Genomic DNA, 26,021 nt, shown 5'->3' with positions numbered 1-26,021 from the left:
GCCTTAAATATCAAATTTCAAAAACAATCCGATATTAGTTATGATTTATTATATACAGATATTCAGAATTTAGCAATTAGTTTTTAGCCTTCAGTTTCTTTCAGGCCAAAGCTCTCTCTGCCAGGCTTGAGTTCTCCCTAATATCGTTTCCTTACCGTCGCGGCGGGAATCCCCAGCTCATCGCGATATTTGGCAACGGTCCTTCTGGAGATCACCATATTCTTAGTCTTAAGAAGATCGGCTAGTTTTTGGTCGGAATACGGGCTTTTAGGATTCTCCGCGGAGATCGTCTCACGGAGAGCAACCTTGATTTCTTCCGTGGTAATACTTGAGTCGCTATTGTGTCCCCGCCCCATGCTGTTGGCAAAGAAAAACTTAAATTCAAAGATCCCCCGCGGCGTCTGCACATATTTATGGGACGTAGCGCGGCTGACGGTCGACTCATGTACCCCGATTTCCTCGGCAATGTCCCGCAATGTCAGGGGTTTTAAATGACGAATTCCATAATGAAGAAAATCTGTCTGCCATTTCACAATGGCGTTAGCCACTTTATACAGCGTTAAACGCCGTTGCTCAATGCTACGGATCAGCCAGGCCGCAGCGTTCAATTTCTGTTCCACAAATTTTCGGATGTCAGTCTCTCCCTCATTGCTGAGAGCCTCCCGATAGGCCTTGTTTATCCCAAGACGGGGAACCGTAATGTCGTTTACCAAAATAATGAACTCTCCGCCAATCTCTTCAATCACAACATCCGGAACAACATAGCGAACATCCCCCGGACCTGAAAAACGAAGACCTGGCTTAGGATTCAACTTGCGTATCAAATCGGCTAATTCCTGAACCCGATTGATTGATAATTTCATGGCATGGGCAATTTTTTGTAAGCGCCCTGCCGCTAAGTCTTCAAGATACTTTAATAATTCCGGCAATTCCGGCGGGCAATCGGGCAGAAGAGGCAGCTGCAAGCTTAGACATTCCTCAAGACTGCGGGCCCCCACCCCCAAAGGATCAAGGGCCTGAACAGCTGCCAGAGCCTCTTCCGCAATTTCCAGAGTAACATGCTTTTCCCGGGCAATATCTTCCAGCGTTAGCGTAAGTCCACCGTTGTCATCGAGATTTCCAACAATATATTCGGCAACCGGTAAAGAAGCTGAAATTTTTTGAACATGCAGCTGCTCCAGCAAATGTTCTTGCAGAGTTGGAGCTGCGGCAATAAACGGATCGAAACGCTGTTTCTCTTCCGTAACCACCCGTTCCTGCCGGAGGCGGTTTTCTTCCTGATCATGAAAATAATCCTGCCAATCGACTTCCCACTTATCTTCTGTCGGACTCTCTTCCGCACTGTTGGGCTCCGTTTCTTCTTTTACATCCAAACTTTCCTCTTGAGTTTCCAACAGAGGATTTTCTAAAAGTTGTTCCTCAACATATGTGGAAAGCTCAAGTGCGGACAATTGCAAGATGGTAATTGCCTGACGCAATTCCGGAGTCATAATTAATTTCTGAGTTTGTTCGAGGCTTAAGCCGTATCCTAACCGCACCTAATTCCCCCCATCTCTCTGCTTTCTGTTCAGTCACCGGGATCTTAGCTCAGTACCTTATTAGGTTGTTAATTTAGGGTTCCCACCTTTTGGTTCCTAATTCGCTCGGCTAAAGCCTCAATTTTCCTCATGCGGTGATTAACTCCCGATTTTCCGACTTTAGGCCGCAGCATTTCACCGAGTTCTTTTAGACTGGCATCAGGAAATTCCAGACGCAGCTCTGCCATACCTCTGAGAGTAGGCGGTAGAGCCTGAAGGCCAACGGTTTTCTGAATGAGCTGGATATTCTCCAGCTGTCTCACTGCAGCATCGACAATCTTATCAAGATTTGCCGTTTCACAGTTTACCAAACGATTCACCTGATTGCGCACATCTTTAAGTACACGAACATTTTCAAATTCTAAAAGAGCATGATGAGCGCCAATAAAGCCCAGAAACTCGACAATCCGCTCACTCTCTTTAATGTAGACAACGTACCAATGCTTGCGCATGCTCACCTTGGCCCCTAATTTGAAACGGTTCACCAACTGACACAATGCTTTGGCATGTTCCTCGTCACTGCTGACAATTTCCAGGTGATACGCTCCTTCAGGATTATTAATTGAGCCGCCCGCTAAAAACGCCCCTCTCAAATAAGCTTTTTGGTCACAGCGTTTCTTGATAAGTTCAGGGGGAATGCCATGATAAATTTGTCCGTCTTCATTAAGCAACCCCAGATTTTGCAAATCTTCCACACCCCGCGGGTAAATTCGCACCATATAAGAGTTGTTTTTGCGCAGCCTTAGTTTGCGGCGAACTACAATATCTACGGGACGCTGAAGAACATCTTTAGCCAAGCGATAGATCTTCCGGGCTACGGGAGCACTTTCCGTAATAACATTTAAGGTGTAGTTTTGATGGGCGCTGATCTGGAGGGTACCATCCATGCGTACTAGAGCGGCTAATTCAGCCAACTCGCAACAGGATTTTTGATCACTTAAGCGCGCCAACTCTTCCTTAGTCACAGCACTGAACGACAACGATTAGCCCCCCTTTATCGATAAAGCATTTCCCCACCGGTCTTACGTAGTTCTGCGGAGCTTTTGAGATAATAAATAAGCATCAACCAAAGCGATTCGTTCACCTATTGGTTTTAAACGAAACAGCAGGCGGATAAGTTCCTTAGCCAGCTTGTCAGGATCGTGACGAACGACATTCCTTTCTTGAACAAGATTGGCTTCAAAATATTGGGCTCCCAACCGTTCAACTTCTTTGGGATCTGTTAACACCGGAATGGCTTCCTCTTCAACATACCGCTGCAAAATAGATGGTGTAATCTCTCCTTTAGTCGCTAAAACGGCATCGACAAAACCGGGACCGCAATGATCTAAAATCGCTTTCAAATGGTCGGAGACACGATAGCCATCAGTTTCCCCTTTTTCAGTCATGACATTACAGACATAAACGCAGGGAGCGCTCACCTCGCGGATTTTTTCCCGGAGTCCGGTCACCAGCAGATTGGGCAAGACACTGGTATAAAGGCTTCCCGGGCCTAAAACAATAAGATCCGCCTCCTCAAGAGCTTTTAAAGCACCGGGTAAAGGGGTACAGTCGCTGGGTTTTAAAAAAACACGGCAGATCTTTCCGTCAATATCCCGAACCGCCGTCTCTCCCTCTACACGACGGCCATCTTCAAAGTCGGCCATTAACTCTACTTGTTCCAGAGTTGAAGGAAACACTTTACCTCGCAGAGCGAAGACTTTGCTGACCCGTTCAATCCCTTTTTGAAAATCGCCAAAGGTATCCGTCAAACCGGCCAGGAATAAGTTTCCCAGGCTATGCCCTTCAAGAGTTCCGCTTTCAAAACGATAGGAAAACAGGGCATCCATAATGTCTTCGGTTTCCGCGAGAGCCACCAGACAGTTGCGTACATCACCAGGGGGCTGTATCCCCATCTCCTCGCGCAGCCGCCCGGAGCTGCCGCCATCATCTGAAACCGTCACAATTGCCGTAAGGTTGCAGGTATAATTTTTCAAACCGCGCAAAAGAGAGGATAAACCGGTTCCTCCTCCGACAACAACAATCTTCGGCCCTCTCATTAAATGCTGACGTGCATAGATCACATCGACAATTCTTCCTTCATTATCCGGAAGCAGACCGGAAATAATCGAATACAACATCCGTTTAAAACCAATAGCAATTGCCAAAATTCCAAGTGCACTTATGACAAGACCGGTTGGTATTGCAGTAGGCGGAGCGCTTCCAGTCAGGCGGTAAACGACCTCCCGAAACTCTAATTCCGCATAGCCTAAGGCCACGCCATCATTCATCACAGCAAAACCCGTCGCAAACAAAAAGATACCAAGGACCGCCAAAAGGAACCAGCGTTTGACTTTCAAATTTGGGTAAAGCCATTTCAAATAGCGAACGAGTCCCTCGCGCCTCATGGTTTTCATCGCGCTGTTCCGCCCTTTTGATTTCTCGAAGCATCCCGATGTTTAACACTCATAGTATAATTGCGTTCTTTTAAAAATTCCCCCACTCGCTCTGCAAGGGCGACAGATCGATGCTGTCCGCCTGTACAGCCAATTCCGATAACTAAATGAGTTTTTCCCTCTTTGATATAATTAGGAAGAATATATTCGAGTAAGGCCAAGTATTTTTCCATAAATTCTTGAGCCATTTGATTGCCAAAAACATAATCTTGCACCAATTTGTCTTCACCTGTCAAGGGACGTAAAAAATCTACATAAAATGGGTTGGGCAGAAACCGCACATCCATAAGCAAGTCGGCATCAAGAGGAATTCCATATTTAAAACCAAAGGAAATGACCGAAACAGCCATTTGTCCGCCCTGATCTTTGCCGAAAAGCTCCGCCACCTGAGCTCGGAGCTGTTGAGACGACAAATCAGTCGTATCGATAATTTCATCGGCCCGAATTCTTAACTCCTCAAGTTGCTGACGTTCAGCCTGAATCCCGTCCAGGACCCGTCCCTGAGGTGACAGCGGATGGCGACGCCGGGACTCTTTATAACGCCGAATCAGGGTTTCATCCGAGGCATCTAAGAAGAGGACTTGCAAATGAAAGCCTTCCTTCTCCAGGTTGCTCAAGGCTTCACTCAGGGAAGAAAAAAATTCACCTCCTCGCAGATCGCAGACAATAGCTGCCTTAGACACTTTTCCTCGGGATTGAGCACAAAGCTCCGCAAATTTAACTAAAAATGTAGGCGGTAAATTGTCGACGCAAAAAAAGCCCTGATCCTCCAAACTCTGCATGGCCTGAGTCCTTCCCGCCCCTGATAAACCGGTAATTACAATAAGTTCTAATCCCTCTTTATTCATTCTGTTTCACCCCCTTCTCCAATTTAAGATGATGCCTTGTTCGCTAAAACCTTTATAGCCTGAGCTTGCGCATTCGTCAAGGCATCCTGAGGACTGGCGTTCCCCGCCAAGGCGCTGCTCCAGGCCGCATCCTGAACGGAAAAAAGCTTCCATTCCGGAGCATTCCCCTCAAGGCTCCAAGCCTTAGAGAAGGCCATATAAGCTTGAGGAAAAACCCCCTTTTGGGCTTCGGAGCTTTGGTAGTAAGCCATATTAGCAGGGAGAAGAGACCCTGCCTTGACCAGCGCTCCTTCAACCTCCGGTGTCAAAAGCGCTTTTTCTACGGTTTGGATCGGCTGACTGAGTTCATCCGACATAATCGCTGAATTGGCAATCCCTAAAGTTAAACCCAGCAGCTGCTTTCCTTGCCCGCCTGTCAGGTCGGTTAAGGGAACGCTGCCCCAAGGTACATTTTGTTGATTTAAAAGAATAGCTTGGCTGGCGCCGGCAATGACATAGGGAGTTTGCCCCTCTGCAAAGGCCTTAAGCGCTTGAGGATCAATCCGCAGGGTCTGGGAACTTTGCCAAGACAATAATTGCTGTAAAAAAGCCAAATTCCCAGGGTCATCCAAACTGGGGTTCTCGGCATTCAGCAGTTTTCCGCCCTGTCCATTCCACCAAGCGGATAGCGTGGCTGTATCTGCCGCAGTGACGGATACCCCTCCTTGAGATGAGAAGAGGTCGGCAATAGTACTCGGAACACTTGCCTTATCTGTTCTGAAATAAAGCAAAGGAACATCTGTCAGCCAGGGGAGCGCATATTCCGTCTCACCAAAACGAAACCCCGCTAAAGCAGCCGGAAAACTCCCTTGATCCTTGTAGACCGCCTTGCCTAAAGTTCCCTGCTGATAAAGCTGGCGAATGATTTCCCGCCGGGCAATGAAAATCTCCGGCCCTTCCCCGCCCGCCTCCGCTTGGTAGGAAAAGGCTGCAAAATTCTGTTCCGGTATATACTTAAGCTTTATGACCACCTCAGGATGAGCTTGGGAAATCGCTTGGGCCTGAGCCTGCAAGGCATCGGCCTGTGCTCCCAGCAAAGAATGCCAAACTTCTATAACCGCCGGAGCCGGTCCCCCGGGTTGCCCTGTCTGGGGTGCGCCGGCACATCCCGCAACTAAAAAAACAACTATTAAAAGGCAGAAAAACCTGCGTTTTAAAATTCGGGAAATCATTGTTCCGCACTCCAATCCTGCCGATAAACTTTGGCTTTCCCCTGTTGATAGAAGAAAAGAAACCAACCCGCTTCTTCACCTTTTCGCAAAACATCGGTCTCAAAATAAGCTACGGCCGTATTTCTGTTCCATTGGCGCCGGTCCATGGTTAGAAATTCCGGGATAACATCCGCCCAACGGCCATCTCGCCGGATATCCTCCTGCCGCCGACTGGAAATATTTGCCTCCGGCCCTGATCCCAAACTAAAATAATCCGGAAAGATGTTGGGGCGCTCCCATAAATAATAATCAAAGCGCAGGGCATCGAGAAAAGTCTTTCTCGTATCCTGAAAATCTGTCGGCCTCGCCGTTTGGGTGCCAAACCACTCTATAAATTCCCACAGTTTGTCAAACAAGGCTTTCCCCTGCCATTGCCGCTGAAACCAGTGGCGTTTCTGCCAATACTCCGCAAACTCATGGTAGAAATCAAAGGCCGTGGGGAAAAGGCGAAGAGCTTCACTCAAGGCATGCTTAAACTTCCCTGAATTATAATATTTGTCAAGCACATCTTCCATACGTTGTAATTGAAGTATTTTGCCATGAGATAGTGCCGAAGTTTCTAAAATAGTGTAAGGCGGATCGGGTGTGAACAGAAGTCCATATCGCCCGCTGTTGCGGCGCAGGCCAGATCCTTTCAGGACTTTCAGAAACCCCAACTGCAGCATATCCGGCAAGGCTGAGTAAACGTCATTAAAAGATGTGCGAAAATCAGTCCAGTTTTCCTCGGGAAGCCCGGCAATCAGGTCCAGATGCACGGGAATACCCAAGGCTTGCATGTCGGGTACAAAGTCTTTCCAGTGCTCAAAGTTTTGGCGCCGGGAAACAATTTCCAAAGTCGGCTGGTAGGTAGATTGCACACCAATTTCCACTTGAAGCAGGCCTTGAGGATAGCTGCGGAAATATTCCATCCACTCTTCGTCCAAAAGATCCCCGGCCATTTCACAGTGAACTCGGACCAGGCTGGTTAAGCCCAAAACGCTGCTCTCTTCGCGCACAACGTCCAAAACCCGCCAGGCATGACGTTTATGCGCGTTAAATGTCCGATCCACAAACTTTATCGTACGGGCACCTTGTTCCAGTAAGCGGCGAAACATAAGACGAAATCTCTCCGGTTCCAAGTAGCGAACCCCTTGAAAGGTCGAGGACAGGCAATACTGACAAGAAAAAGGACACCCTCTTGTTGTTTCAATATACACAATCCGACCTGAAAAATCCTCAGTTCCCGTATAGGGAAAAGGAAGTTCATCTAAATTTGGCGCTGTTTCCTTTGGCGGATTGACATGCACCTTGTTATCACCTTTCCAAGCAATCCCTTGCACTAGGGCAGGATCTCCGCCCTCCCGCCAAGCCAGGAGCAGATCTCTGAAAGATTCCTCCCCTTCGCCGAGAACCAGCGCATCAACTTCGCAATGAGCTTGCAAAAATTCCTCAACTGCAAAAGAAACCTCGGGTCCCCCAAAAACGAAGCGAACTTCCGGACAGACCGGACGCAAATGACGGACCACAGCCAGGACTTCTTGGATATTCCAAATATAACATGAGAAGCCAACGACATCGGCCTTGGCTTCATAGATTTCTCCGGCAATACGGTCGAGGCGGTCGTTGATGCTGAATTCCCGCAACATTACATCCGGGGTTACCAGGCGAACGCTTTCTCTCAAATAGCGAAGAGCCAAATTGGTATGAACATATTTGGCATTGAGGGCTACTAATAGAACACGCAAAACGACAATCTCCCTTCGCCCTAAGTATAGCCTTTTAGCCCCTCCAATGCAATTCTTGTGCCAGAATGCACGAAAGCCTGCTCCACGCCTTTACTTTGGCGGAATAGGTTTGAGAATCCCTCTTACCTCTGTAAAACTACCCTAGCCTGAGTCTGACATCAGGTTAGGGTAGTTTCATCTCTTTTTCTAATTTTAATAAAGTACATTTTTGTCAATAGCACCTAACGTTGCACAACCTGTCAAAAGCATCGCCTGCTTTAGCTCATTCTTCATTCTGCGTATGACTAAAGCGACTCCTTCCGCACCTCCGCCATAAGCAGCGATGACAAGAGGTCTTCCAATCAAAACCGCATTGGCGCCTAAGGCCAGCATTTTTAAAACGTCAATCCCCGACCGAATGCCTCCGTCAACCAGCACGGGAATTCGCCCGGCAACGGCTGCCGCAATCTGCGGCAAGACTTCTGCTGTTCCCGGCGTGTGATCAAGCACCCGGCCTCCATGATTGGAAACGACAATTGCGGCTGCACCTGCTTGAAGCGCCAGCTCCGCTTCATCGGCCGTCATAATCCCTTTCAGAATCACAGGCAATGTTGTGCCGGAAATAATTGTCCTTAATTCTTCTGTGGTTTTGGGACCCACGCCCAGGGAGATTAAACCTGCTGCGTCAACATCAATACCGACGGCCAAGGCCTTAGCGTCTTCAGCCTGTTTAAAATAGTTAAGAATGTCTTTCGGTTCCCGCGGTTTGGTAAACGGTATGCCACGTCCCTGAGCTTTAACAATTCCCTCTATCCCACTGCTGTACATGATTGGGTCCGGGCCATCTCCCGTACAGCCTAGCGATCCTTCGGCCAGGCAGCCTTGAAGTATCGCCTCCACCCATTCCGCTTCCTCCAGGGCTCCGCCCATATTAAATTTGTTGCCTGCGATAGGGGCTGCCAGAATCGGGGCCGCTAAATCCTGCCCCAAAAGTTCTACCCTCGTGCTCGGATTTTTAGCACCATGGAGTGTTCTTAAATTAATACGGTGTGCGGCCAGAGCTGCCACATTATTTTTGAAGGAAGCTCCCGTACCGGCGCCTCCCATTCCGGGAACCTCGCCGACACAGGCCCTGCCATTGCACTCGGGACAAACTCGGCAAAATCCCTTAAGCTTTTCCTGTGCAGTTTGGCGAACCGACTTGATATTCATTGATTATCCCCCACATTCTTTTCATATCGTCAGATCCTATTTGAAATCCTCACCCTCAACTTTGAGCGTGGTTTACAATCATATTTGTCATGGATGAAAATCTTGCTAGACCGGTTCACCCAAAACATAGCGTTCGATGGCCTCGGCGACGCCGTCTTCCTGGTTTGTTGCCGTTACTATATTCGCTTGAGCTTGAATTTCCTGGCGTGCATTGCCCATCGCCACGCCAACTCCCGCATAGCTGATCATTTCCAAGTCATTAAAACTGTCCCCTATGGCCATAACCTCTTCCCGGGCAATACCCAACCGTTCAGCCAAAGCTGCTAAAGCCACCCCTTTGTTCACCGAGGTATCCGTCATCTCCAGAAAATAGGGTTTAGATTTCGTTAAATGTACCTTTTCACCATAGCCTTGCTTTAAAACAGGAACCAACCGGTCTAAGTCGGCTTCTTCCGCCATCAACAAAATTTTTTCGACTCCTTCCGGCTCCTGAGAAATCGTACTTACCAAATCCGCTTCTTCAATGACAACACTGGAAATGCGCGCGTACTTCTCCGACAACTCGTTGAACCGGGATGTTATGACACGGTCTTTAAGATATACCTGGGCATAAAATCCTCTGCTCAGGACATCCCGAATAATTTCCACCGCCAGCTTACTCGGTATAACCCGGCGAAAAAGTATTTCTCCACTGATTACTTGCTGGATCATAGCTCCATGATAGGTAATCACAGGCACGTCTAACCCCAGCTGGAGAGCGTACGGACGAGTTGATACCGGCATACGCCCTGTGGCAATTGTCACTTTGACATCTTGGGCCTGCGCTTTTTGAATTGCTTTAACAACACGGGGCGAGATCGTCCAATCGTCTCTAAGCAAGGTGTCGTCCAAATCCATAGCCACTAAGCGAATACTCAATTCCCTCTTGCAACTCCTTTAATCCCTTTTTAAACATGACTCAAATATCCGCAGGAAAAATCCCTGCGACAGTCCTGAATAACTCCTAAGCTTAATCACAGCGATAAATAACGTTTTAAATATTGACCCGTATACGATGCCGGAAAAGCAGCGACCTCCTCAGGCGTTCCTGTGATCACGACTTCCCCCCCTCTGTCTCCGCCTTCAGGTCCGAGGTCAATTAACCAGTCTGCCGTTTTAATAACGTCTAGATTGTGCTCAATGATAAGCACCGTATCTCCCGCGTCAACCAAACGGTGAAGCACTTGCAGAAGTTTGTCGATATCGGCCATGTGCAGTCCCGTCGTGGGTTCATCGAGGATATAAATGGTTTTTCCGGTGCTGCGGCGGCTGAGTTCCGTAGCCAGCTTAATGCGCTGAGCCTCCCCCCCTGACAAAGTTGTTGCCGGTTGTCCCAAATGAATGTAACCAAGTCCAACATCTTGAAGAGTCTGCAGCTTACGTGAAATCTTGGGAACTGCCTGAAAAAACTCCACCGCTTCATCCACAGTCATATCCAGAACTTGAGAGATACTTTTCCCTTTATAGCGTACTTCCAAGGTTTCCCGGTTATACCGTTTGCCTTCACAAACTTCACAAGGCACATAAACATCGGGAAGGAAATGCATTTCAATCTTAATAATCCCGTCCCCATGGCAGGCTTCACACCGGCCGCCTTTGACATTAAAGCTGAAGCGTCCCGGTTTATACCCCCTCATTTTGGCCTCAGGGGTGATGGAATAAAGCTCGCGAATAAAATCAAACACTCCTGTATAGGTAGCCGGATTAGAGCGCGGGGTTCGCCCGATAGGCGATTGGTCAATATCAATAATTTTATCCAGGTACTCCAGGCCCTCCATACGTTCATGAGCACCGGCGCGCTGCCGGGCGCCGTTTAGTTTGGCGGCCAAGCCTTTATAGACAATCTCATTGACCAAAGTACTTTTGCCCGAGCCGGAAACTCCCGTGACACAGGTTAAAAGTCCTAAGGGAATCCGGACATGGATATCCTTTAAATTGTTTTCCCGGGCCCCGAATACCTCCAGCCATTTGCCGTTCGTTTCCCGCCGCACTTTAGGTACGGCAATTTGCCTTTGGCCGCTCAAATACTGGCCTGTTACAGATCCGTCATTAGCCATAATCTCCTGAATCGTTCCTTGGGCCACCACATAACCGCCATGCGCTCCGGCCCCCGGGCCAATATCAATAATGTGGTCGGACTCAAGCATCGTGTCTTCATCGTGCTCAACTACGATTAAGGTATTGCCAAGATCTCTTAAGCGTTTCAGCGTAGACAGGAGACGAGCGTTATCGCGCTGGTGCAGTCCGATACTTGGTTCATCCAAGACATAAAGCACACCCATAAGGCTTGAACCAATCTGAGTTGCTAAGCGAATCCGCTGGGCCTCTCCGCCGGAGAGGGTGCCCGCTGACCGGGCCATCGTCAGATAATCCAGCCCAACATTAATTAGAAAACCCAGCCTTTCTCTAATTTCCTTAAGAATCTGGCTGGCAATGGCCTCTTCTTTAGGGGTAAGTTCCAATTGGTTCAGGAAGTTGATGGCTTCTGTAATGGAAAGACGGGACAAATCGTCAATGGAAATCCCTCCAACCTTCACCGCTAATGCTTCCGGTTTTAGGCGCTTTCCCTGGCAGACCGGGCAAGGTCGTTCACTCATATAACTTTCGATCTCCGCACGAACCATTTCCGATGCAGACTCTTTATAACGGCGCTCAAAGTAAGGGATTAAACCTTCGAAGTTGGCATTATACATTTTTAATTGGTCGAAAATGTTGTGGTATTGGAATCGTATGGAAGTTTCCGTACCATAAAGCAGCCCCTGCCATTGCTTTTCGGATAATTCCCGCAGAGGGGTATCCATCTCAAATCCTAAATTTTTTGCCACTGCCTCCATCATTTTCGGATAGTAAGTTGACGTGGATTTGGCCCAAGGGGCGACAGCCCCTGCGCTCAAAGATTTAGAGCGATCGGGAAGGATCAGGTCGAGGTCCACGACCAGATTAGCGCCTAATCCCGTACAGGCGGGACAGGCCCCATAGGGACTGTTAAAGGAAAAAAGCCGGGGGGAAATTTCTTCGAGGGCAATCCCACAATCAGGGCAAGCAAAATTTTCACTGAACAACAGCTCATCAGCGTCAGTGACATCGACAATAACATTCCCTTCACCAAGCTTCAGCGCTGTTTCCAGAGAATCCGCCAGACGTTCGGCGCTCTCAGGTTTTAAAACAATGCGGTCAATAACAACTTCAATGGAGTGCTTCTTATTTTTAACTAATTTAATGTCTTCGCTTAAATCCCGAGGCTCCCCGTCCACCCGGACGCGAACATACCCTGCTTTACGGGCTTCCTCAAATACTTTAAGATGCTCCCCTTTTTTCCCTTTGACCAAAGGAGCCAAAACCTGAAGTTTCGTGCGTTCAGGCAATTGTAAAATCTGATCTACCATTTGTTGAATAGTTTGCTGAGAAATTTCCCGTCCGCACTGAGGGCAGTGCGGATGTCCAATCCGCGCATATAATAAACGCAAATAATCCGAAACCTCTGTCGCCGTGCCCACTGTTGAACGGGGATTGCGATTTGTTGTCTTCTGGTCTATGGAAATCGCCGGCGAAAGCCCTTCGATAGAATCCACATCCGGCTTGTCCATTTGCCCTAAAAATTGCCGGGCATAAGCGGAAAGAGATTCCACATATCTCCGCTGACCTTCGGCATAAATAGTGTCAAAGGCCAGAGATGATTTGCCGGAACCGGACAAACCTGTAATTACCACTAATTTATCGCGCGGAATATCAATGTCGATATTTTTCAAATTATGAGCGCGTGCCCCACGCACGCGCAAGTAATCCTGGGTCATTTAATGTCCTCCTAATTGCTGTTTGGCTATTTAAACTAAAGAAAACGAGTCTATCCCTTCTTTGTTTTATTGCCGCCGCGTTTTGCTTGATTGTAACGTTTGCCGCTTCCACGCTGCTGACTCGTCACCTTGTATTTATTTTCTTCCCCTCTCAATTCTATCATAGCGTCGCGAATTTCCGCTGCCCGTTCAAAATCTAAGTTTTGAGCGGCTAAACGCATCTCCTGCTCTAAACCGGCAATGAGCGCGGCAAGTTCCTCCGGCGGTAGTTTTGCTCCATAAGGTTTTTTGGTTTCCGCCACTTTCGTTGCCTCAGGAACATCGTAGATCATCTTGCGAATGGTTTGAGGGGTAATTCCCATTTTCTCATTGTAGGCCGTTTGGATCAACCGCCGCCGGTTTGTCTCGTCAAGAGCTATTTGCATTGATTGCGTTATTTTATCCGCATACATAATAACTTTGCCTTGGGCATTGCGTGCAGCCCGCCCAATCGTCTGAATAAGCGGGCGCTCCGATCTCAAAAATCCTTCCTTGTCAGCGTCAAGAATTGCCACAAGAGAGACTTCCGGCAAGTCCAACCCTTCCCGAAGCAGGTTGATGCCAACAATCACATCAATCATCCCCAGACGCAGCTCGCGCAGAATTTCCACCCGCTCAAGGGTCTTAATATCCGAATGAAGGTATTTCACCTTAATCTCCAGGTTTTTTAAATAATCCGTCAGGTCCTCAGCCATCTTCTTCGTTAGAGTTGTAATTAAAACCCGTTCTTTTCCGGAGATTCTCGCCCGGATTTCCCCCAATAAATCGTCAATCTGACCTTTAGTTGGGCGTACAACGACTTCCGGGTCTAAGAGTCCGGTTGGACGGATAATTTGTTCGACCACAGTCGGGCAATGGGCCAGTTCATAGGGACCCGGAGTAGCACTGACAAAAATACTTTGCTTAATCGTCCGTTCGAACTCGGCAAAGGTCAAAGGGCGATTGTCCAAAGCGGAAGGAAGCCGAAAACCATACTCGACTAGGGTTGTCTTGCGTGAGCGGTCCCCCTCATACATTCCTCTTACTTGAGGGAGGGAAACGTGAGATTCATCGACAAAGAGGAGAAAATCCTCGGGAAAATAATGCAGCAAGGTATAAGGAGTCTCCCCCGGCTCACGGAATGTCAAATGGCGGGAATAATTCTCAATCCCGTTGCAGTACCCCATTTCTCTGAGCATTTCCAAATCATAGCGGGTTCTCTGTTCAAGGCGCTGGGCTTCCAGAAGTTTATTCTGAGACTGTAAAACCTGCAAACGCTCGTCTAATTCCAGTTCAATAGCTTCCGCCGCCTTCATAACTTTATCCTGGGCAGTGACATAGTGAGAATTTGGGAAAATTGCAACATGGTGCCGTTCGCCTAATATTTCACCAGTTAAAACATTTATTTCGTAGATATGTTCAATCTCATCACCAAACATCTCCACACGGATAACCTTTTCACTGGAAGCGGCGGGGTAAATCTCCACAACGTCCCCGCGAACGCGGAAGGTTCCTCTGGTAAAGGCTATATCATTGCGATCATATTGAATAGAGATCAATTTCCGTAAAATATCGTTGCGCTCAATCACTTGCCCCTGACGCAAAGACAGCACCAAATCCCGATATTCCTCGGGAGAACCAAGACCGTAAATACAAGACACACTGGCCACAACCAAAACATCTCTCCGCTCAAAGAGCGCGGCTGTGGCGGAGTGACGCATTTTCTCAATCTCATCGTTGATGGAGGCATCTTTCTCAATAAAGGTATCGCTGGAAGGCACATACGCTTCAGGCTGATAGTAATCATAATAACTGACAAAATACTCTACGGCGTTTTCCGGGAAATACTCTTTGAATTCGCTGTAGAGCTGTGCTGCCAATGTTTTGTTATGTGCCAGAATTAAGGTTGGTCTTTGAACTTTCGTAATAATATTCGCCATAGTAAAGGTCTTACCTGAACCGGTAACTCCCAACAGCGTCTGAAAGGGCCGGCCTTCCTGCACTCCGGCTGCCAAAGCATCGACGGCCTGGGGCTGATCTCCCGAAGACTGATATGGAGCATGCAAGCGGAATTCCATCCTCTGACCCCCTTCGCTAAACTTTAAACTTATAGTATACAAAGCTGCTTAAACTCACATATTTATAATTTTTCTTAGTTTATTTTACATCTAAGGCGTTAGTTATTCAACAATACCGATAGGTAAAGTGCACAGCAAACGATGTCCTCATTTTTCCAATGGTTTATCCTGCCAGGATTGGAATGGAAAAAGCCGAAGTTCTGTCTTCGGCTTTTTTCCTGTCTCTATCCTATTGTCCGCCGCCCTCATCTTTCGAGGATTGGCCTTGCTGACCTTGGGATGAATCTTTGGAACCTTGATCGCTTTGGTCCGTCTGTTGCTGTAACATATCCGGCGGCAAAGTCTTTACTTGTTCATTAGTGGTTTTTTCCGTCCCTATGACCTTGCCCTGGGCGTCCAGATAATTGCGCGTGGTTTCTGTCTTAATCGTTTCTGTAACTTTTTCTACCCCTGCCGGAACATTGCTTGATTTATTCTGTGCCTGATCATTGCCTTGCTTATTTTGACCGCTGCTATCTCCTTGATCCTGGCTATTTCCCTGATCTTTGCCGCCTCCTTGGTCCTGGCCCTGAGTTGAAGCTTCAGCACTCTTTTTCTTCTGGTCTTGTTCTGCGCTTTGCATCGTTTTAGCATAGCTTTTCTGAATAACTGCAAGGTTATCCGGGGTTACAGCCTTGACCTGAATCATCTTTGCTGGTATTTCCCCTTGTTCACTGGTAATGGAATCACTGACATCCAGCGCTTCATTGTCGATGACCTTCTGCGCCCATTGAAAAGCGTTTGCTCCCTGCAGGTAGGGAGAGGTATCAACAGCGCTTGTCTGAGTTCCGCTCGCTATCCGTTCAAGCGAGGGAATACTTGCCTGCCCTCCTATCAACGTCACCTTTTTGTCTAATTGGAATTGTTTTAAGACATCGCTTGCCATCGCCGCTAGCTTTTCCGTTTGAGCTAAGATTGCCTGCACCTTGCCGGGATTTTTTTGCAGGATATCGCTCAAGCTCTGTTTTGCTGTGGATTCCGCTCCCGGGGTGGCCGCTATTGTTTGGACGGAAATTTTCGGATATTTGCTGAGAACCGACTTATTGCCGGCCAACAGTTCCTGTGAGCCGGTCTCACTGGCGTCACTCTGCAAAATAATCACTTGCCCCTCCGGAACTTTGCTGACCAGAGACTCGGCCATAAGTTCCCCGGTCTTTTCCTGATCAGGTGTAACTACGCCTACAAGCTTAACTCCTGCCGGAACTTGATTCAAAGCCAGTACGGGCACTTTGCCGGCTTCGGCACTTTTAAGAAGGCTGGCATTTCCCCCTTGATAGATTAAAACTTTAGCTCCTTTCAAAGCAGAATCGCTGTCCTTTTCATTAGGGTCAATATATTTGACTTCTACATCTTCTTTCTTGGCCAGGTCATCAATACCTTTAGTAATAAGCAGTTTATTGGGGTCATCTTGATCTAAGGCAACCGCCACTGTCACAGTTTTTTCCTTGGCAGCTGAAGAAGTTTTGTTCTTGTTGCCTAAAAGGGCTTGAAGACCGCAGCCACTTACGGTTAAACTAAGATATAGGCATAAGCTACAGATAGCTATCAAGGTCCGCATCTTTTTTGTCATGGGAACGCTCCTTTCGAAGCTCCTTATTTAGTCATTAGTTTTCCCTTGTCGTCTAAAAAAATGCGGTTGTTGCCTTAATATCCAAATTGATTTAAATGATTAGAAATAGCTTAAAGGAGCGGTTTAAAATTGCCTATTAAATTGGAACATATCCTTAATCGCGTTCACGCTCTTCCATCTCTGCCCACAGCGGCGGTCAAGGTAGTTGCCCTGACTAAAAATCCTGCAACTACGGTTAAAGAGCTGGAAACTGTCATTGGGCAAGACCCCGCACTAGCCGCCGGCGTACTTAGACAGGCCAACTCTGCCTATTACGGCTATGCCCGGCGTATCTCATCCCTTCAGGAAGCTATCGTCATGCTGGGCTTTCAAGTCACTCAAGGACTAGCTATGGCTTCTGCAGTAGCTCCGATGCTCAAAACAACTTTAGCCGGCTATGACATCGATCAAGACGGTCTCTGGAAACATTCCATGCTAACGGCTATGGCCGCCAAGCGGCTGTGTCACTATTTAAACTTCCCCCTTGGGGAAACCGCTTTTACCATCGGTTTGCTCCACGACATTGGAAAGCTTGTGATTGCCATCTATGTCCAGGAAGTGAACACCTATCTTTTAAAAAAAGTACAAGAAGCTAAATTTTCCTATGTCGAGCTGGAAGAGAAGGTCATCGGATATAACCACGCTACTGTCGGCGGATTCCTGGCTCAAAATTGGAACCTGCCGCAAGATCTTGTCGAAGGAATCTCATTCCATCACTCTCCGTTAAGCGCTCCTAACTATTCCGAACTGGCAAGCATCGTTCACGTTGCTAACGGGCTTGCCAGCCAGCTTAACACCGGGGGGGGCGTCGACAGCTTTTTTAATCCTATCCAGGAAAAGGTTCTGGACCTCCTGGCTCTCAAGGAAAATGATCTGGAACGTCTTATGTCGGATATCGGAGAATTTCTTGTCGACCCGTCAATCTTTGGCTAAACCTGAAAAACCATTGTCCTATACCCACGACTTCAAATCTCCCAGGATTTTATTGAGGACAGCTTCCCGGTATTTGTCCAATTGTTCGAAATCCATAGCTTCCATATAGAGGCCTTTAAGCTGAGCCCTTTGGGTTTGCCATGACGACAAGGTTTCTATTAGCTTTTGCCCAAAGGACCGTTCTAACCCTTGATCCCCCAAGTTATCGGGATTACCCTGCCAGATCGCCAAATGCCTTTCCGGAAAAACAATGCCAATGACTTCATCCGGATTAAGCGGATGCAAAACAATTTCAATTAATTGCCCTAATTGCTGTGCCTCCCGTAAAACCCAGTCTAAAGCGTCCAGGGTCTCTTCTCCCTCAAGCCTGATTTGATCAAAATCCATTAGAAAATGGGGGGCGAGGTTAAGCCATCCTTCAGATGTTAATCCATGCAAAAAATAAGGATTGATAACACTCTTCTGTAAAAGCTTTACGGCATTCTCTGCCAGCGGCCAGGGACCCGTGTGTTCTTTTTTAATCTTTAGCTGAGCCGAATTGCCCAGAATCCAAGACAAATCTTCCTCCGGGCGAGGCTTGGAGGCCCTTTTGACAATGAGAGAACTCAGCTCAGCCGCCAGTTCTTCCTCAAGGGTCTGTTGCAGAGTCTGAAGCTGATCTTCAAGCTTCAAAATATGTACACGCTGCTTCTCCAGCTTTTGTTCGTCACAGAAACGATTAAAATCGATGAATCTTTCTACTACCCCCGGAGCACGCCAACGCTGGGGGGAGACTTCCATTATGTCCAACATGGCCAAACCCAGGCGGGGCATAATGAAACCTGCCATAGAGTCGGGATCGCGCGCCGAGCGCATAAAGTCAATATCATATCCCCGATCCAGCAATTCAAGGCCGATGACTTTAATTAAGGTCGATTTGCCTGTCCCAAGCCCTCCCAGCAAAACATAAGCTCTCTGCCAACTGGGCATCATATTGGGCAATAGAGAAATGTACCCCCGTGTCGTTATCCCCTCGGCAAAGTAATGTCGTACTCCAGTTTTATTTCCCATCCTTGCCAACCCCCGTTGTTTTTTATATCAGCCTAGTTTATGCAGCGATACAAAAGGGGGTGAATTCTGAGGTCGGGACTGCCGTAATAATAAAAACGAGGTTGTTGACAAGCCTTTCAGCTTTCAACAACCTCGTTGAATTTTATAATTTCCCTTGCAAAGTCTGAATCGCTTTCAGAAGTTGAGGATCGAAATTCGTATCCGCAGGAGAAATGGTGGCCTGCTGTCCTTTGCCAAGTTCTACCTTGACGTCTGGTTCAATCCCAATTTTATTAATGGAAAGCTTACTCGGAGTGAGATATTTAGCAGTGGTTAATTTGACACTCGTTCCGGCATCAAGCGGGAAAATCGTTTGGACGATCCCTTTGCCAAAGGTTTTAACACCAACCAGTGTTCCCGTCTTCTCATCTTTAATTGCCCCGGAGACAATCTCAGCGGCAGAGGCACTTTCTTCGTTGACGAGGACAACCAAAGGCATTCCCAAGTAGGTGCCGGCGGCCATTTTAGTATCCACGTTTCCTTGTTTGTCGACGATATAAACCACGGGACCCGAAGGAACAAAATAGCTGGCAACCTGGACGGCCGCATTTAATTCGCCGCCATGATTGTATCTGAGATCCAAAAGAATTCCCTTAAACTTCTTAATGTTCATATTAGTCAGGGTATCTTCAAGTTCCTTTCCCGTATCCGAGGAAAACTGCGAAATGCTAATGTAAGCAATATCAGGGTGTCCGGGCAATGCTTCGCCATCCACTGTCGGCACGGTTATGTCTTCCCTTGTCAAACTTACCGTATAGGTTTTGTTAGTGCTCGCCCGGTACAACGCTAAGACAACTTTTGTGCCGGGATCACCGCGCATCAAGTTGACTGCTTTATCCTGGTCCATACCGGCCGTGTCCGCATCGTTAATCTTACTGACTACATCACCGGGCTGAATGCCGGCCTTACTTGCCGGAGAATTCTTAATCGGGCGTAAGACCACAAGTTTCTTAGGATCTTTGAGACTAAGGACAATTCCTACTCCTCCGAACTTGCCCTCCAGAACTTGATATAGCTCTTCGTATTCTTTAGCATTCATGTACGTCGAATAGGGATCTCCAAGGATATCGACAATTCCCTTCGTAGCTCCTTCAACCAACTGATCTGTCGAAACCTTTTCTAAGTAATCACTGCGGATCAGTTGCACAACCCGCACCAGCCGGCCAACATTATCGACGTTGGCGATCACGATTCCGCCAACCGTTGCCGTTACCAGCACACAAAAAATTAGTAAAACCACCCCAACGTATTTGGCTACTCTTTTCCAATTCCACTCCTGCACTCAAGTCAAACCCTTTCTTCAAGTCTTGCTCTATTATATGCTTATCCCCCCGCAGAAATACTGCTTATCCCTTTAGTTAGGGAAAAATTGGAGAGGATCTGTCGGGTTCCCGCCGACCCGGACTTCAAAATGCAAATGCGGGCCTGTGCTCCAGCCGGTTGAACCTACATAGCCAATAACCTGATTTGCCTTCACAGCTTGACCCACAGTGACATTCAATTTTGATTGATGTCCATAAAGTGAGGATATGGCATTGCCGTGGTCTATAATAACCATATTGCCATAGGCCTCATTCCACCCGGCCATAATGACGACCCCATCTCCTGCGGCATGAATCGCAGCCCCCATGGGCGCCGCAATATCCGTTCCTGTATGTAAGCTTTGTTGATGGGTAATAGGGTGAGTCCGCCAGCCGTAAGGATCGGTGATTTCGTAGCAGCCGGGGAGCGGCCAAGTGGATATGGTGCCATCCCCGCTATTATGTCCCGCTTGTGCCGCCTGCAATTTGCGAATCTTATCATTTAAAGCATTAGCCTCACTTTGCAGGCGCTCGACCTCTTCGTAAGAAGCTTGCAACGCCTTCTGGTTCTGGTCCATAGCCGCCTGCTGCTGAACTTTCTTCTCATCAAGATCAGCCTTGGCTTTGGCCGCCTGAACTTGCAACTGAGCGGCTTGGTCCCTGCGGTGCTGCAATTCTTGAGTTTTTTGCTCAATCTTCTCCTTTTGGTCTTGAATATCTGTTAAGAGCTTACGGTCATTGGTCACTAGTCGATTGAAGTACTCCATCCGGGTCAAGAAATCACTCAGATCTGTCGATTGAAAGAGCAGCTCTAAATAACTGATTTGCCCGCTCTCATAGATTCCCCGCGCCCTTTGCCCAAGCGCAATCCGTCGCTCCTCAAGTTCCTGCTTCTTCTGATCCAGTTCTGTCTGAGAAGCCTGAACAAGTGCTTGGGTCTGGGTATAGGCAAGCTGTTTCTGGTTTAAAAGCGTTTGGGCTGAAGCAATCTGAGTGTTGAGCAAGGCTAATTGAGCCTTAAGCTTATCGGAAGTATAAGTCAGTTTGTTTAACTGACCTTGGGCTTGCTCCTTCTGTTGAGTGACTGTCTTCTGCTGCTGAACTGTATCCGTGAGATTGCTGGCTTGAGAGGGCACTGAGGATATTGTAAGCAGGGCAAAACTCAGCGTCACTGTTAAGACTGCTCTTTGCTTAAACACACGCTCCCCTCCTAAGCTCGAATTTCCAATGGTATTGAATTGGCGGAGGATTATGTAGGCAGATGCTGGGTCACGCGTTAAAAGCTCCCGAAGAGCACTTTTAGACGCATGACGCAGCATTTTTCCACTCTCAGGTACGCAGGAATTTTTGCAGGGAAACACCGCTGCCCAAGGCCCCCATGGCCATTCCTGCCAGCAAAAGCCCGCCCGTCACTTGGCGAAAGAGGAGGGCATTGTCAACGACAGGCAAAAAGGTCAATGTGGACTGAATATAAAAGATTACCCAATTATAGCCGAAGCCAACAACAAGCGCAGCCAGTGCGCCCCCGAGAAGGCCCAGAGCTAACCCCTCAATCAGAAAAGGCCAGCGTATAAAGCCATTGCTCGCACCAACCAGCTTCATGATCTGAATTTCACGTCGTTTAGAAAAGACATTCATTTTAACATTAATAGAAATAAGCACAATGGATGCCACAGCGAAAGCCGCAACGACCCCAAAGCCAATCCATCTTAACCATTGAGTAAATTTCAGGAGCTTGTCCACATAGTCCTGCCCGTAACGCACCTTATCAATCCCGGGCAGCGCCGATATGGCGTCCGCCGTAGTTTTTACATCCTGGGGATTGGTAACTTTAACGGTTAGCTTATCAGGGAAAGGATTGGTCCCCCCCAGGTCCGTAACCAGATTACTTTGGGCTCCGCCCATGGATTTGCCGAAATCCGCCAAAGCCTGATCCTTCGTAACAATCGTTACGGAAGAAACCCCGGACATCCCTTGAATTTGACTTTGCAGAGTCTCTACTTGAGAACTTGTTGCACTGTCTTGGACAAAGGCTGCAATTTCAAGCTGTGATTCAAAAGACTGGGCCATATTGGCGGCATTGGCCAGAAAAAATACCGAAAACCCTAGAATTATAAGAGATACCATCACCGTCAGAACAGAGGCAATGCTTAGCCAGGGGTTACGTTTCACTGAATAAGCTGTGTCACGCAAAATATAGCGGGCGGAATTAAGTGTCATAGCCATATCCCCCTACTTCCTCATCCCGGGCAACCCGGCCATTCTCGATCGCTATAACCCGCTTTTGCATTTTATTGACGATAGCCCGGGCATGAGTAGCCATAACTATGGTCGTTCCTCGTTTATTAATGTTAAAAAGCAAATCCATAATTCCCCAGGCTGTTTCCGGGTCAAGGTTCCCTGTCGGCTCATCAGCCACTAACAAGGCCGGATTATTAATAATGGCCCGCGCCACACAAACACGCTGTTGCTCCCCGCCGGACAACTCATGGGGAAAGGCATTGTCTTTACCCGCCAGCCCAACCAATTCCAACATGTTCCGTGTACGGGTTCGAACCTCCTTTTTAGCGACACCAATCGCTTCCAGAGCGAAAGCTACATTTTCCTGCACCGTTTTATTGGGCAGCAGCTTAAAGTCCTGAAAGATCACCCCAATGCTGCGCCGCAAATAGGGAACTTCCCGTTCTTTCATCCGAACCAAATTTTTGCTGTTGATCTGCACTTGTCCCCGGGTCGGGATTTCATCCCTGTAGAGCAATTTAATCAGGGTCGATTTACCGGCCCCGCTCGGACCCACCAGAAAAACAAACTCCCCTTTGCCAATTTTAAGATTGACATCCACGAGGGCTCTGGCACCGTTCGGATAAATCTTGGATACATTTCTTAATTGGATCATACTGTCCTCCTTGATTTTCTCAGGCCACGCCCTTTTCCTATAACTCTTAGTTATTCGACACCTCTCGTGGATTTCCTGTTTGTAAATTTAGTCAAATTAATGTTTTATTGATTAAGAAGGTGTTGGCCTTGCCGCCCTGCGCTCTCCAAGGTTAGCCAAGATATCCCGGAAACCAAAGAGGCGCAGCAAACCAGACAATGGTTCGTTGCGTCTCTTTTTATAATTTATTATCTGCGCAGATTCTCCGCTTACTTTTTGGCTAACACTTCATGAACAGCTTTAACAAGGCCTTCTTTCGTCAGCCCATACTTCTCAAGCAGTTCATAAGGCCGGCCGGACTCTCCAAAGGTGTCTTGAAGGCCGACGCGAACCATAGGGGTTGGCAATTTTTCCCCTAAGATCTCGGCGACCGCGCTGCCTAAACCACCAATAACATTGTGTTCTTCTGCTGTTACCACGGCCTTTGTCGCTTTGGCTACTTGAAGTATTGTTTCTGCATCAATGGGCTTTACGGAAGACACATTGACGACACTAACCCTGATTCCCTCAGAAGCCAGTAAATCTGCAGCCTCCAGGGCGGCAGCCACCATTAAGCCATTGGCCATGATCGCAGCATCTGTTCCTTCTCTGAGGACATTTGCTTTCCCGATGGCAAAGCGGTAATCTTCGCCGAAAATAACGGGTACTTCCAATCTCCCCATGCGGATATAAACCGGTCCTTTGTATTCCGCAGCGGCTAAAACCATCTGACGGGTTTCCTCTCCATCCGCGGGAACTAAAACCACCATGTTGGGAACCGCCCGCATGATCGCCACATCTTCAATGGCTTGATGGGACCCGCCGTCTTCTCCCACAGAGATCCCCGCATGGGTTGCCGCTATCTTGACGTTTAATTTGGGATAAGCAATTGAATTGCGGATTTGCTCAAAGGCCCGTCCCGTAGCAAAAATGGCGAAGGTGCTGGCAAAGGGAATCTTTCCTGCCGCGGCCAGCCCTGCCGCCGTTCCCAATAGATTAGCTTCAGCAATGCCCATATTAAAAAAACGTTCAGGGTAGTTTTTGCCAAATTCAGCAGTCTTCGTCGACTTCGATAAATCCGCGTCTAAAACAACGACATTGGGGTTTTCTTTTCCTAAGGCGACAAGGGCCTTACCATAGGCATCACGTGTTGCGACTTTATCAGCCAAGAGTTAACGCCTCCTCTCGTAATTCTTTAAGAGCTTGTTCAGCCTGTTCGGCGTTGGGAGCATTGCCATGCCAGCCGGCTTGGTTCTCCATGAAAGAAACCCCTTTGCCCTTTATAGTTTTGGCAATCAGGATCGTAGGTTTTCCTTTAACTTGCTTCGCTTCCGCAAAGGCCTTCTGCAAAGCCTCAATATCATGACCGTCGACCTCAATCACATGCCAGCAAAAAGCCCGCCATTTGTCTGAAAGGGGAGCTGTTGACATCACGCTGTCTGTCGGGCCATCAATTTGCAAACCGTTAAAATCCAGAATAGCCGTAAGATTGTCGAGCTTATAATGAGCGGCGGCCATGGCTGCTTCCCAGATTTGGCCTTCGGCCATTTCTCCGTCTCCTAATAAGGCATAGACATGATAGTCCTTTTTATCCAGTTTTCCGGCCAAGGCCATGCCATTAGCCGCAGAAAGACCTTGCCCCAAGGAACCTGTGGACATATCCACCCCCGGAGTTTTTTTCATATCCGGATGTCCTTGGAGCATACGACCAGTTTGGCGAAGTCCTTGCAGCTCCTCCTTGGGAAAGTATCCCTTTTCCGCGAGAGCGGCATAAAGCACTGGAGCCGCATGCCCTTTGGACAGGACAAAACGGTCCCTCTCGGCCCAGTCAGGTTCTTGTGGCTTTATTCTCATTTCCTGAAAGTAGAGAGTCGCAACAATATCGGCAGCCGACAGACTCCCTCCTGGATGTCCGGACTTCGCCGGTACCAACATGGAAATAATGTCTTGACGAATGGCATTGGCTTTGCGTTTCAGTTCAACGGTAGTCAAGTGATTCCCTCCTTTAGGTCTCTGCCCTCAGGGCAGGAACTAGTTAACGGTTTTTGTTTTCTGCAGATAGGCCGCGATAAAAGGATCGATTTCCCCATCCATCACAGCCGAAACATTCCCTGTTTCCACATTTGTACGATGGTCTTTAACCATACTGTAAGGGTGGAAGACATAAGAACGTATTTGACTCCCCCAGGCAATTTCTTGCTGTTCTCCGCGCAGCTCTGAAATCTCGTTTTCTTGTTCCTTACGCTTTAACTCCAGCAGCTTAGCCTGTAAAACCCGCATGGCTGCGGCGCGATTCTGTATCTGCGAACGCTCACTCTGACATTGCACGACAATTCCCGTAGGCAAGTGAGTAATCCGTATCGCTGAATCCGTCTTATTGACATGCTGACCGCCGGCCCCGCCCGAGCGGTAAGTATCCACCCTCAGATCTTCAGCATCAATCGTAATTTCACTATCAGCGGCCACCTCTGGAATTACGTCAACGGAAGCAAAGGAAGTATGCCGGCGGCCGGAAGCATCGAAGGGAGAAATTCGCACCAAGCGATGCACCCCTTTTTCAGACTTGGCATATCCGTAAGCGTTTTCTCCGCTGAAAGACAGTGTCGCACTCTTAATGCCAGCCTCTTCACCCGGCAGAAAATCTAAAGTTTCTACTTTATAGCCATGATTTTCTCCCCAGCGAGTGTACATTCGCCAGAGCATTTGGACCCAATCCTGGGCTTCCGTCCCCCCTGCACCGGCATGGAGAGTTACAATAGCGTTGTTTCTGTCATAAGGGCCTGACAATAAAAGCTCCAATTCCAAGGCTTCGAATTTGCTCTGCAGCGCTTTGACTCCTTGTTCGATGTCCGCTTCAAGGGTTGCATCGTCTTCCTCAATTGCCAGCTGCCAAAGCGTCTCTACCTCTTCCAGTTCTTTTTTTAATTCATCATACAGCTTCACCTTGCCCTGATGGTGAGCCAAATCTTGCATAATCTTTTGGGCAAGGACAGAATCATCCCACAAATCCGGGCGATGGAACTCTGTTTCCAAAGCGCTGATCTTTTCTATTCTCTGAGCGACGTCAAAGAGAAACCCTCAAATCTGCCAAGCGCACGTTTAATGTTTCCAGTTCCTTTTTCCAATCAGAAAGCACATCATTCACCCTTCCAACCTAATTTACAATTGATAGCTATCCTCTG

20 protein-coding genes are annotated in these 26,021 nt (G+C 48.0%); 1 reads left to right on the top strand and 19 read right to left on the bottom strand.

Annotation, left to right across the window (positions count from 1 at the left end):
• Nucleotides 1-137: 137 nt before the first annotated feature.
• The 11 genes from rpoN to REC12_RS05575 form a co-directional block, all read right to left on the bottom strand.
• The gene (gene rpoN, locus REC12_RS05625) at nt 138-1,538 is read right to left on the bottom strand and encodes an RNA polymerase factor sigma-54 (RefSeq protein ID WP_308892834.1); all 1,401 of its coding nucleotides are present in this window, start codon (nt 1,536-1,538) and stop codon (nt 138-140) included.
• A 68-nt stretch (nt 1,539-1,606) separates the two neighbouring features.
• Nucleotides 1,607-2,557: a DNA-binding protein WhiA gene (whiA, locus tag REC12_RS05620; protein WP_308892833.1), complete on the bottom strand. Its 951-nt coding sequence runs from the start codon at nt 2,555-2,557 to the stop codon at nt 1,607-1,609.
• Nucleotides 2,558-2,599: 42 nt separating this feature from the next.
• On the bottom strand, nt 2,600-3,973 hold the full coding sequence (locus tag REC12_RS05615; protein WP_308892832.1) for a gluconeogenesis factor YvcK family protein: 1,374 nt from the start codon (nt 3,971-3,973) through the stop codon (nt 2,600-2,602).
• The gene (gene rapZ, locus REC12_RS05610; protein WP_308892831.1) at nt 3,970-4,860 is read right to left on the bottom strand and encodes an RNase adapter RapZ; all 891 of its coding nucleotides are present in this window, start codon (nt 4,858-4,860) and stop codon (nt 3,970-3,972) included. The genes REC12_RS05615 and rapZ overlap by 4 nt, the downstream gene beginning before the upstream one ends.
• 23 nt (nt 4,861-4,883) lie before the next feature.
• Nucleotides 4,884-6,071, bottom strand: coding sequence for an extracellular solute-binding protein (locus tag REC12_RS05605; protein WP_308892830.1), 1,188 nt, complete (start codon nt 6,069-6,071; stop codon nt 4,884-4,886).
• Nucleotides 6,068-7,834: a B12-binding domain-containing radical SAM protein gene (locus REC12_RS05600; protein WP_308892829.1), complete on the bottom strand. Its 1,767-nt coding sequence runs from the start codon at nt 7,832-7,834 to the stop codon at nt 6,068-6,070. Before REC12_RS05600 ends, REC12_RS05605 begins: the two co-directional genes overlap by 4 nt.
• A 192-nt stretch (nt 7,835-8,026) precedes the next feature.
• A complete protein-coding gene (locus REC12_RS05595; protein WP_308892828.1) occupies nt 8,027-9,025 on the bottom strand; it encodes an alpha-hydroxy-acid oxidizing protein in 999 nt (332 codons plus the stop codon).
• A 105-nt stretch (nt 9,026-9,130) separates the two neighbouring features.
• Nucleotides 9,131-9,943, bottom strand: a complete 813-nt coding sequence (locus REC12_RS05590; protein WP_308892827.1) for a Cof-type HAD-IIB family hydrolase — start codon at nt 9,941-9,943, stop codon at nt 9,131-9,133.
• A 95-nt stretch (nt 9,944-10,038) separates the two neighbouring features.
• Nucleotides 10,039-12,858, bottom strand: a complete 2,820-nt coding sequence (gene uvrA / locus REC12_RS05585) for an excinuclease ABC subunit UvrA (protein WP_308892826.1) — start codon at nt 12,856-12,858, stop codon at nt 10,039-10,041.
• Nucleotides 12,859-12,908: 50 nt separating this feature from the next.
• Nucleotides 12,909-14,954, bottom strand: coding sequence for an excinuclease ABC subunit UvrB (gene uvrB, locus REC12_RS05580; RefSeq protein WP_308892825.1), 2,046 nt, complete (start codon nt 14,952-14,954; stop codon nt 12,909-12,911).
• A gap of 229 nt (nt 14,955-15,183) precedes the next feature.
• Nucleotides 15,184-16,563, bottom strand: a complete 1,380-nt coding sequence (locus tag REC12_RS05575; protein ID WP_308892824.1) for a sugar ABC transporter substrate-binding protein — start codon at nt 16,561-16,563, stop codon at nt 15,184-15,186.
• Between the two features lie 129 nt (nt 16,564-16,692).
• Here REC12_RS05575 and REC12_RS05570 point away from each other — a divergent pair, with 129 nt between their 5' ends.
• The gene (locus REC12_RS05570) at nt 16,693-17,535 is read left to right on the top strand and encodes an HDOD domain-containing protein (protein WP_308892823.1); all 843 of its coding nucleotides are present in this window, start codon (nt 16,693-16,695) and stop codon (nt 17,533-17,535) included.
• A gap of 18 nt (nt 17,536-17,553) precedes the next feature.
• Here the strand turns inward: REC12_RS05570 and REC12_RS05565 are convergent, their stop codons facing one another.
• The 8 genes from REC12_RS05565 to prfB form a co-directional block, all read right to left on the bottom strand.
• Nucleotides 17,554-18,585, bottom strand: a complete 1,032-nt coding sequence (locus REC12_RS05565) for a hypothetical protein (RefSeq protein ID WP_308892822.1) — start codon at nt 18,583-18,585, stop codon at nt 17,554-17,556.
• A 142-nt stretch (nt 18,586-18,727) separates the two neighbouring features.
• Nucleotides 18,728-19,906, bottom strand: coding sequence for a S41 family peptidase (locus REC12_RS05560; RefSeq protein ID WP_308892821.1), 1,179 nt, complete (start codon nt 19,904-19,906; stop codon nt 18,728-18,730).
• A 72-nt stretch (nt 19,907-19,978) separates the two neighbouring features.
• Nucleotides 19,979-21,124: a murein hydrolase activator EnvC family protein gene (locus REC12_RS05555; RefSeq protein ID WP_308892820.1), complete on the bottom strand. Its 1,146-nt coding sequence runs from the start codon at nt 21,122-21,124 to the stop codon at nt 19,979-19,981.
• A gap of 130 nt (nt 21,125-21,254) precedes the next feature.
• A complete protein-coding gene (gene ftsX / locus REC12_RS05550) occupies nt 21,255-22,145 on the bottom strand; it encodes a permease-like cell division protein FtsX (RefSeq protein ID WP_308892819.1) in 891 nt (296 codons plus the stop codon).
• Nucleotides 22,135-22,821 carry a cell division ATP-binding protein FtsE gene (gene ftsE / locus REC12_RS05545; protein ID WP_308892818.1) on the bottom strand — a complete coding sequence of 229 codons (687 nt, stop codon included), beginning with the start codon at nt 22,819-22,821 and terminating at the stop codon, nt 22,135-22,137. Before ftsE ends, ftsX begins: the two co-directional genes overlap by 11 nt.
• A 248-nt stretch (nt 22,822-23,069) precedes the next feature.
• A complete protein-coding gene (locus REC12_RS05540; protein WP_308892817.1) occupies nt 23,070-24,008 on the bottom strand; it encodes a transketolase family protein in 939 nt (312 codons plus the stop codon).
• Entirely contained in the window at nt 24,001-24,831 is an 831-nt protein-coding gene (locus REC12_RS05535; protein ID WP_308892816.1) for a transketolase, read from the bottom strand. Before REC12_RS05535 ends, REC12_RS05540 begins: the two co-directional genes overlap by 8 nt.
• 39 nt (nt 24,832-24,870) lie before the next feature.
• A protein-coding gene (prfB, locus tag REC12_RS05530; protein WP_308892815.1) for a peptide chain release factor 2 occupies nt 24,871-25,975 on the bottom strand; the annotation gives its coding sequence in 2 pieces (ribosomal slippage) (nt 24,871-25,905 and nt 25,907-25,975; 1,104 coding nt in all).
• Between the last annotated feature and the right edge of the window lie 46 nt (nt 25,976-26,021).

It is taken from the genome of Candidatus Desulfosporosinus nitrosoreducens (genome assembly GCF_030954495.1).
GTDB classification, from domain to species: domain Bacteria; phylum Bacillota; class Desulfitobacteriia; order Desulfitobacteriales; family Desulfitobacteriaceae; genus Desulfosporosinus; species Desulfosporosinus nitrosoreducens.
This window is presented reverse-complemented; position numbering and strand designations above follow the sequence as displayed.

Bases quoted from the DNA above. Each gene is read 5' to 3' on its own strand.
- REC12_RS05615 (WP_308892832.1), bottom strand. From the start codon at position 3,973: ATGAAAACCATGAGGCGCGAGGGACTCGTTCGCTATTTGAAATGGCTT.
- rapZ (WP_308892831.1), bottom strand. From the start codon at position 4,860: ATGAATAAAGAGGGATTAGAACTTATTGTAATTACCGGTTTATCAGGG.
- REC12_RS05605 (WP_308892830.1), bottom strand. From the start codon at position 6,071: ATGATTTCCCGAATTTTAAAACGCAGGTTTTTCTGCCTTTTAATAGTT.
- REC12_RS05595 (WP_308892828.1), bottom strand. From the start codon at position 9,025: ATGAATATCAAGTCGGTTCGCCAAACTGCACAGGAAAAGCTTAAGGGA.
- uvrA (WP_308892826.1), bottom strand. From the start codon at position 12,858: ATGACCCAGGATTACTTGCGCGTGCGTGGGGCACGCGCTCATAATTTG.
- uvrB (WP_308892825.1), bottom strand. From the start codon at position 14,954: ATGGAATTCCGCTTGCATGCTCCATATCAGTCTTCGGGAGATCAGCCC.
- REC12_RS05575 (WP_308892824.1), bottom strand. From the start codon at position 16,563: ATGACAAAAAAGATGCGGACCTTGATAGCTATCTGTAGCTTATGCCTA.
- REC12_RS05565 (WP_308892822.1), bottom strand. From the start codon at position 18,585: ATGGGAAATAAAACTGGAGTACGACATTACTTTGCCGAGGGGATAACG.
- ftsX (WP_308892819.1), bottom strand. From the start codon at position 22,145: ATGACACTTAATTCCGCCCGCTATATTTTGCGTGACACAGCTTATTCA.
- ftsE (WP_308892818.1), bottom strand. From the start codon at position 22,821: ATGATCCAATTAAGAAATGTATCCAAGATTTATCCGAACGGTGCCAGA.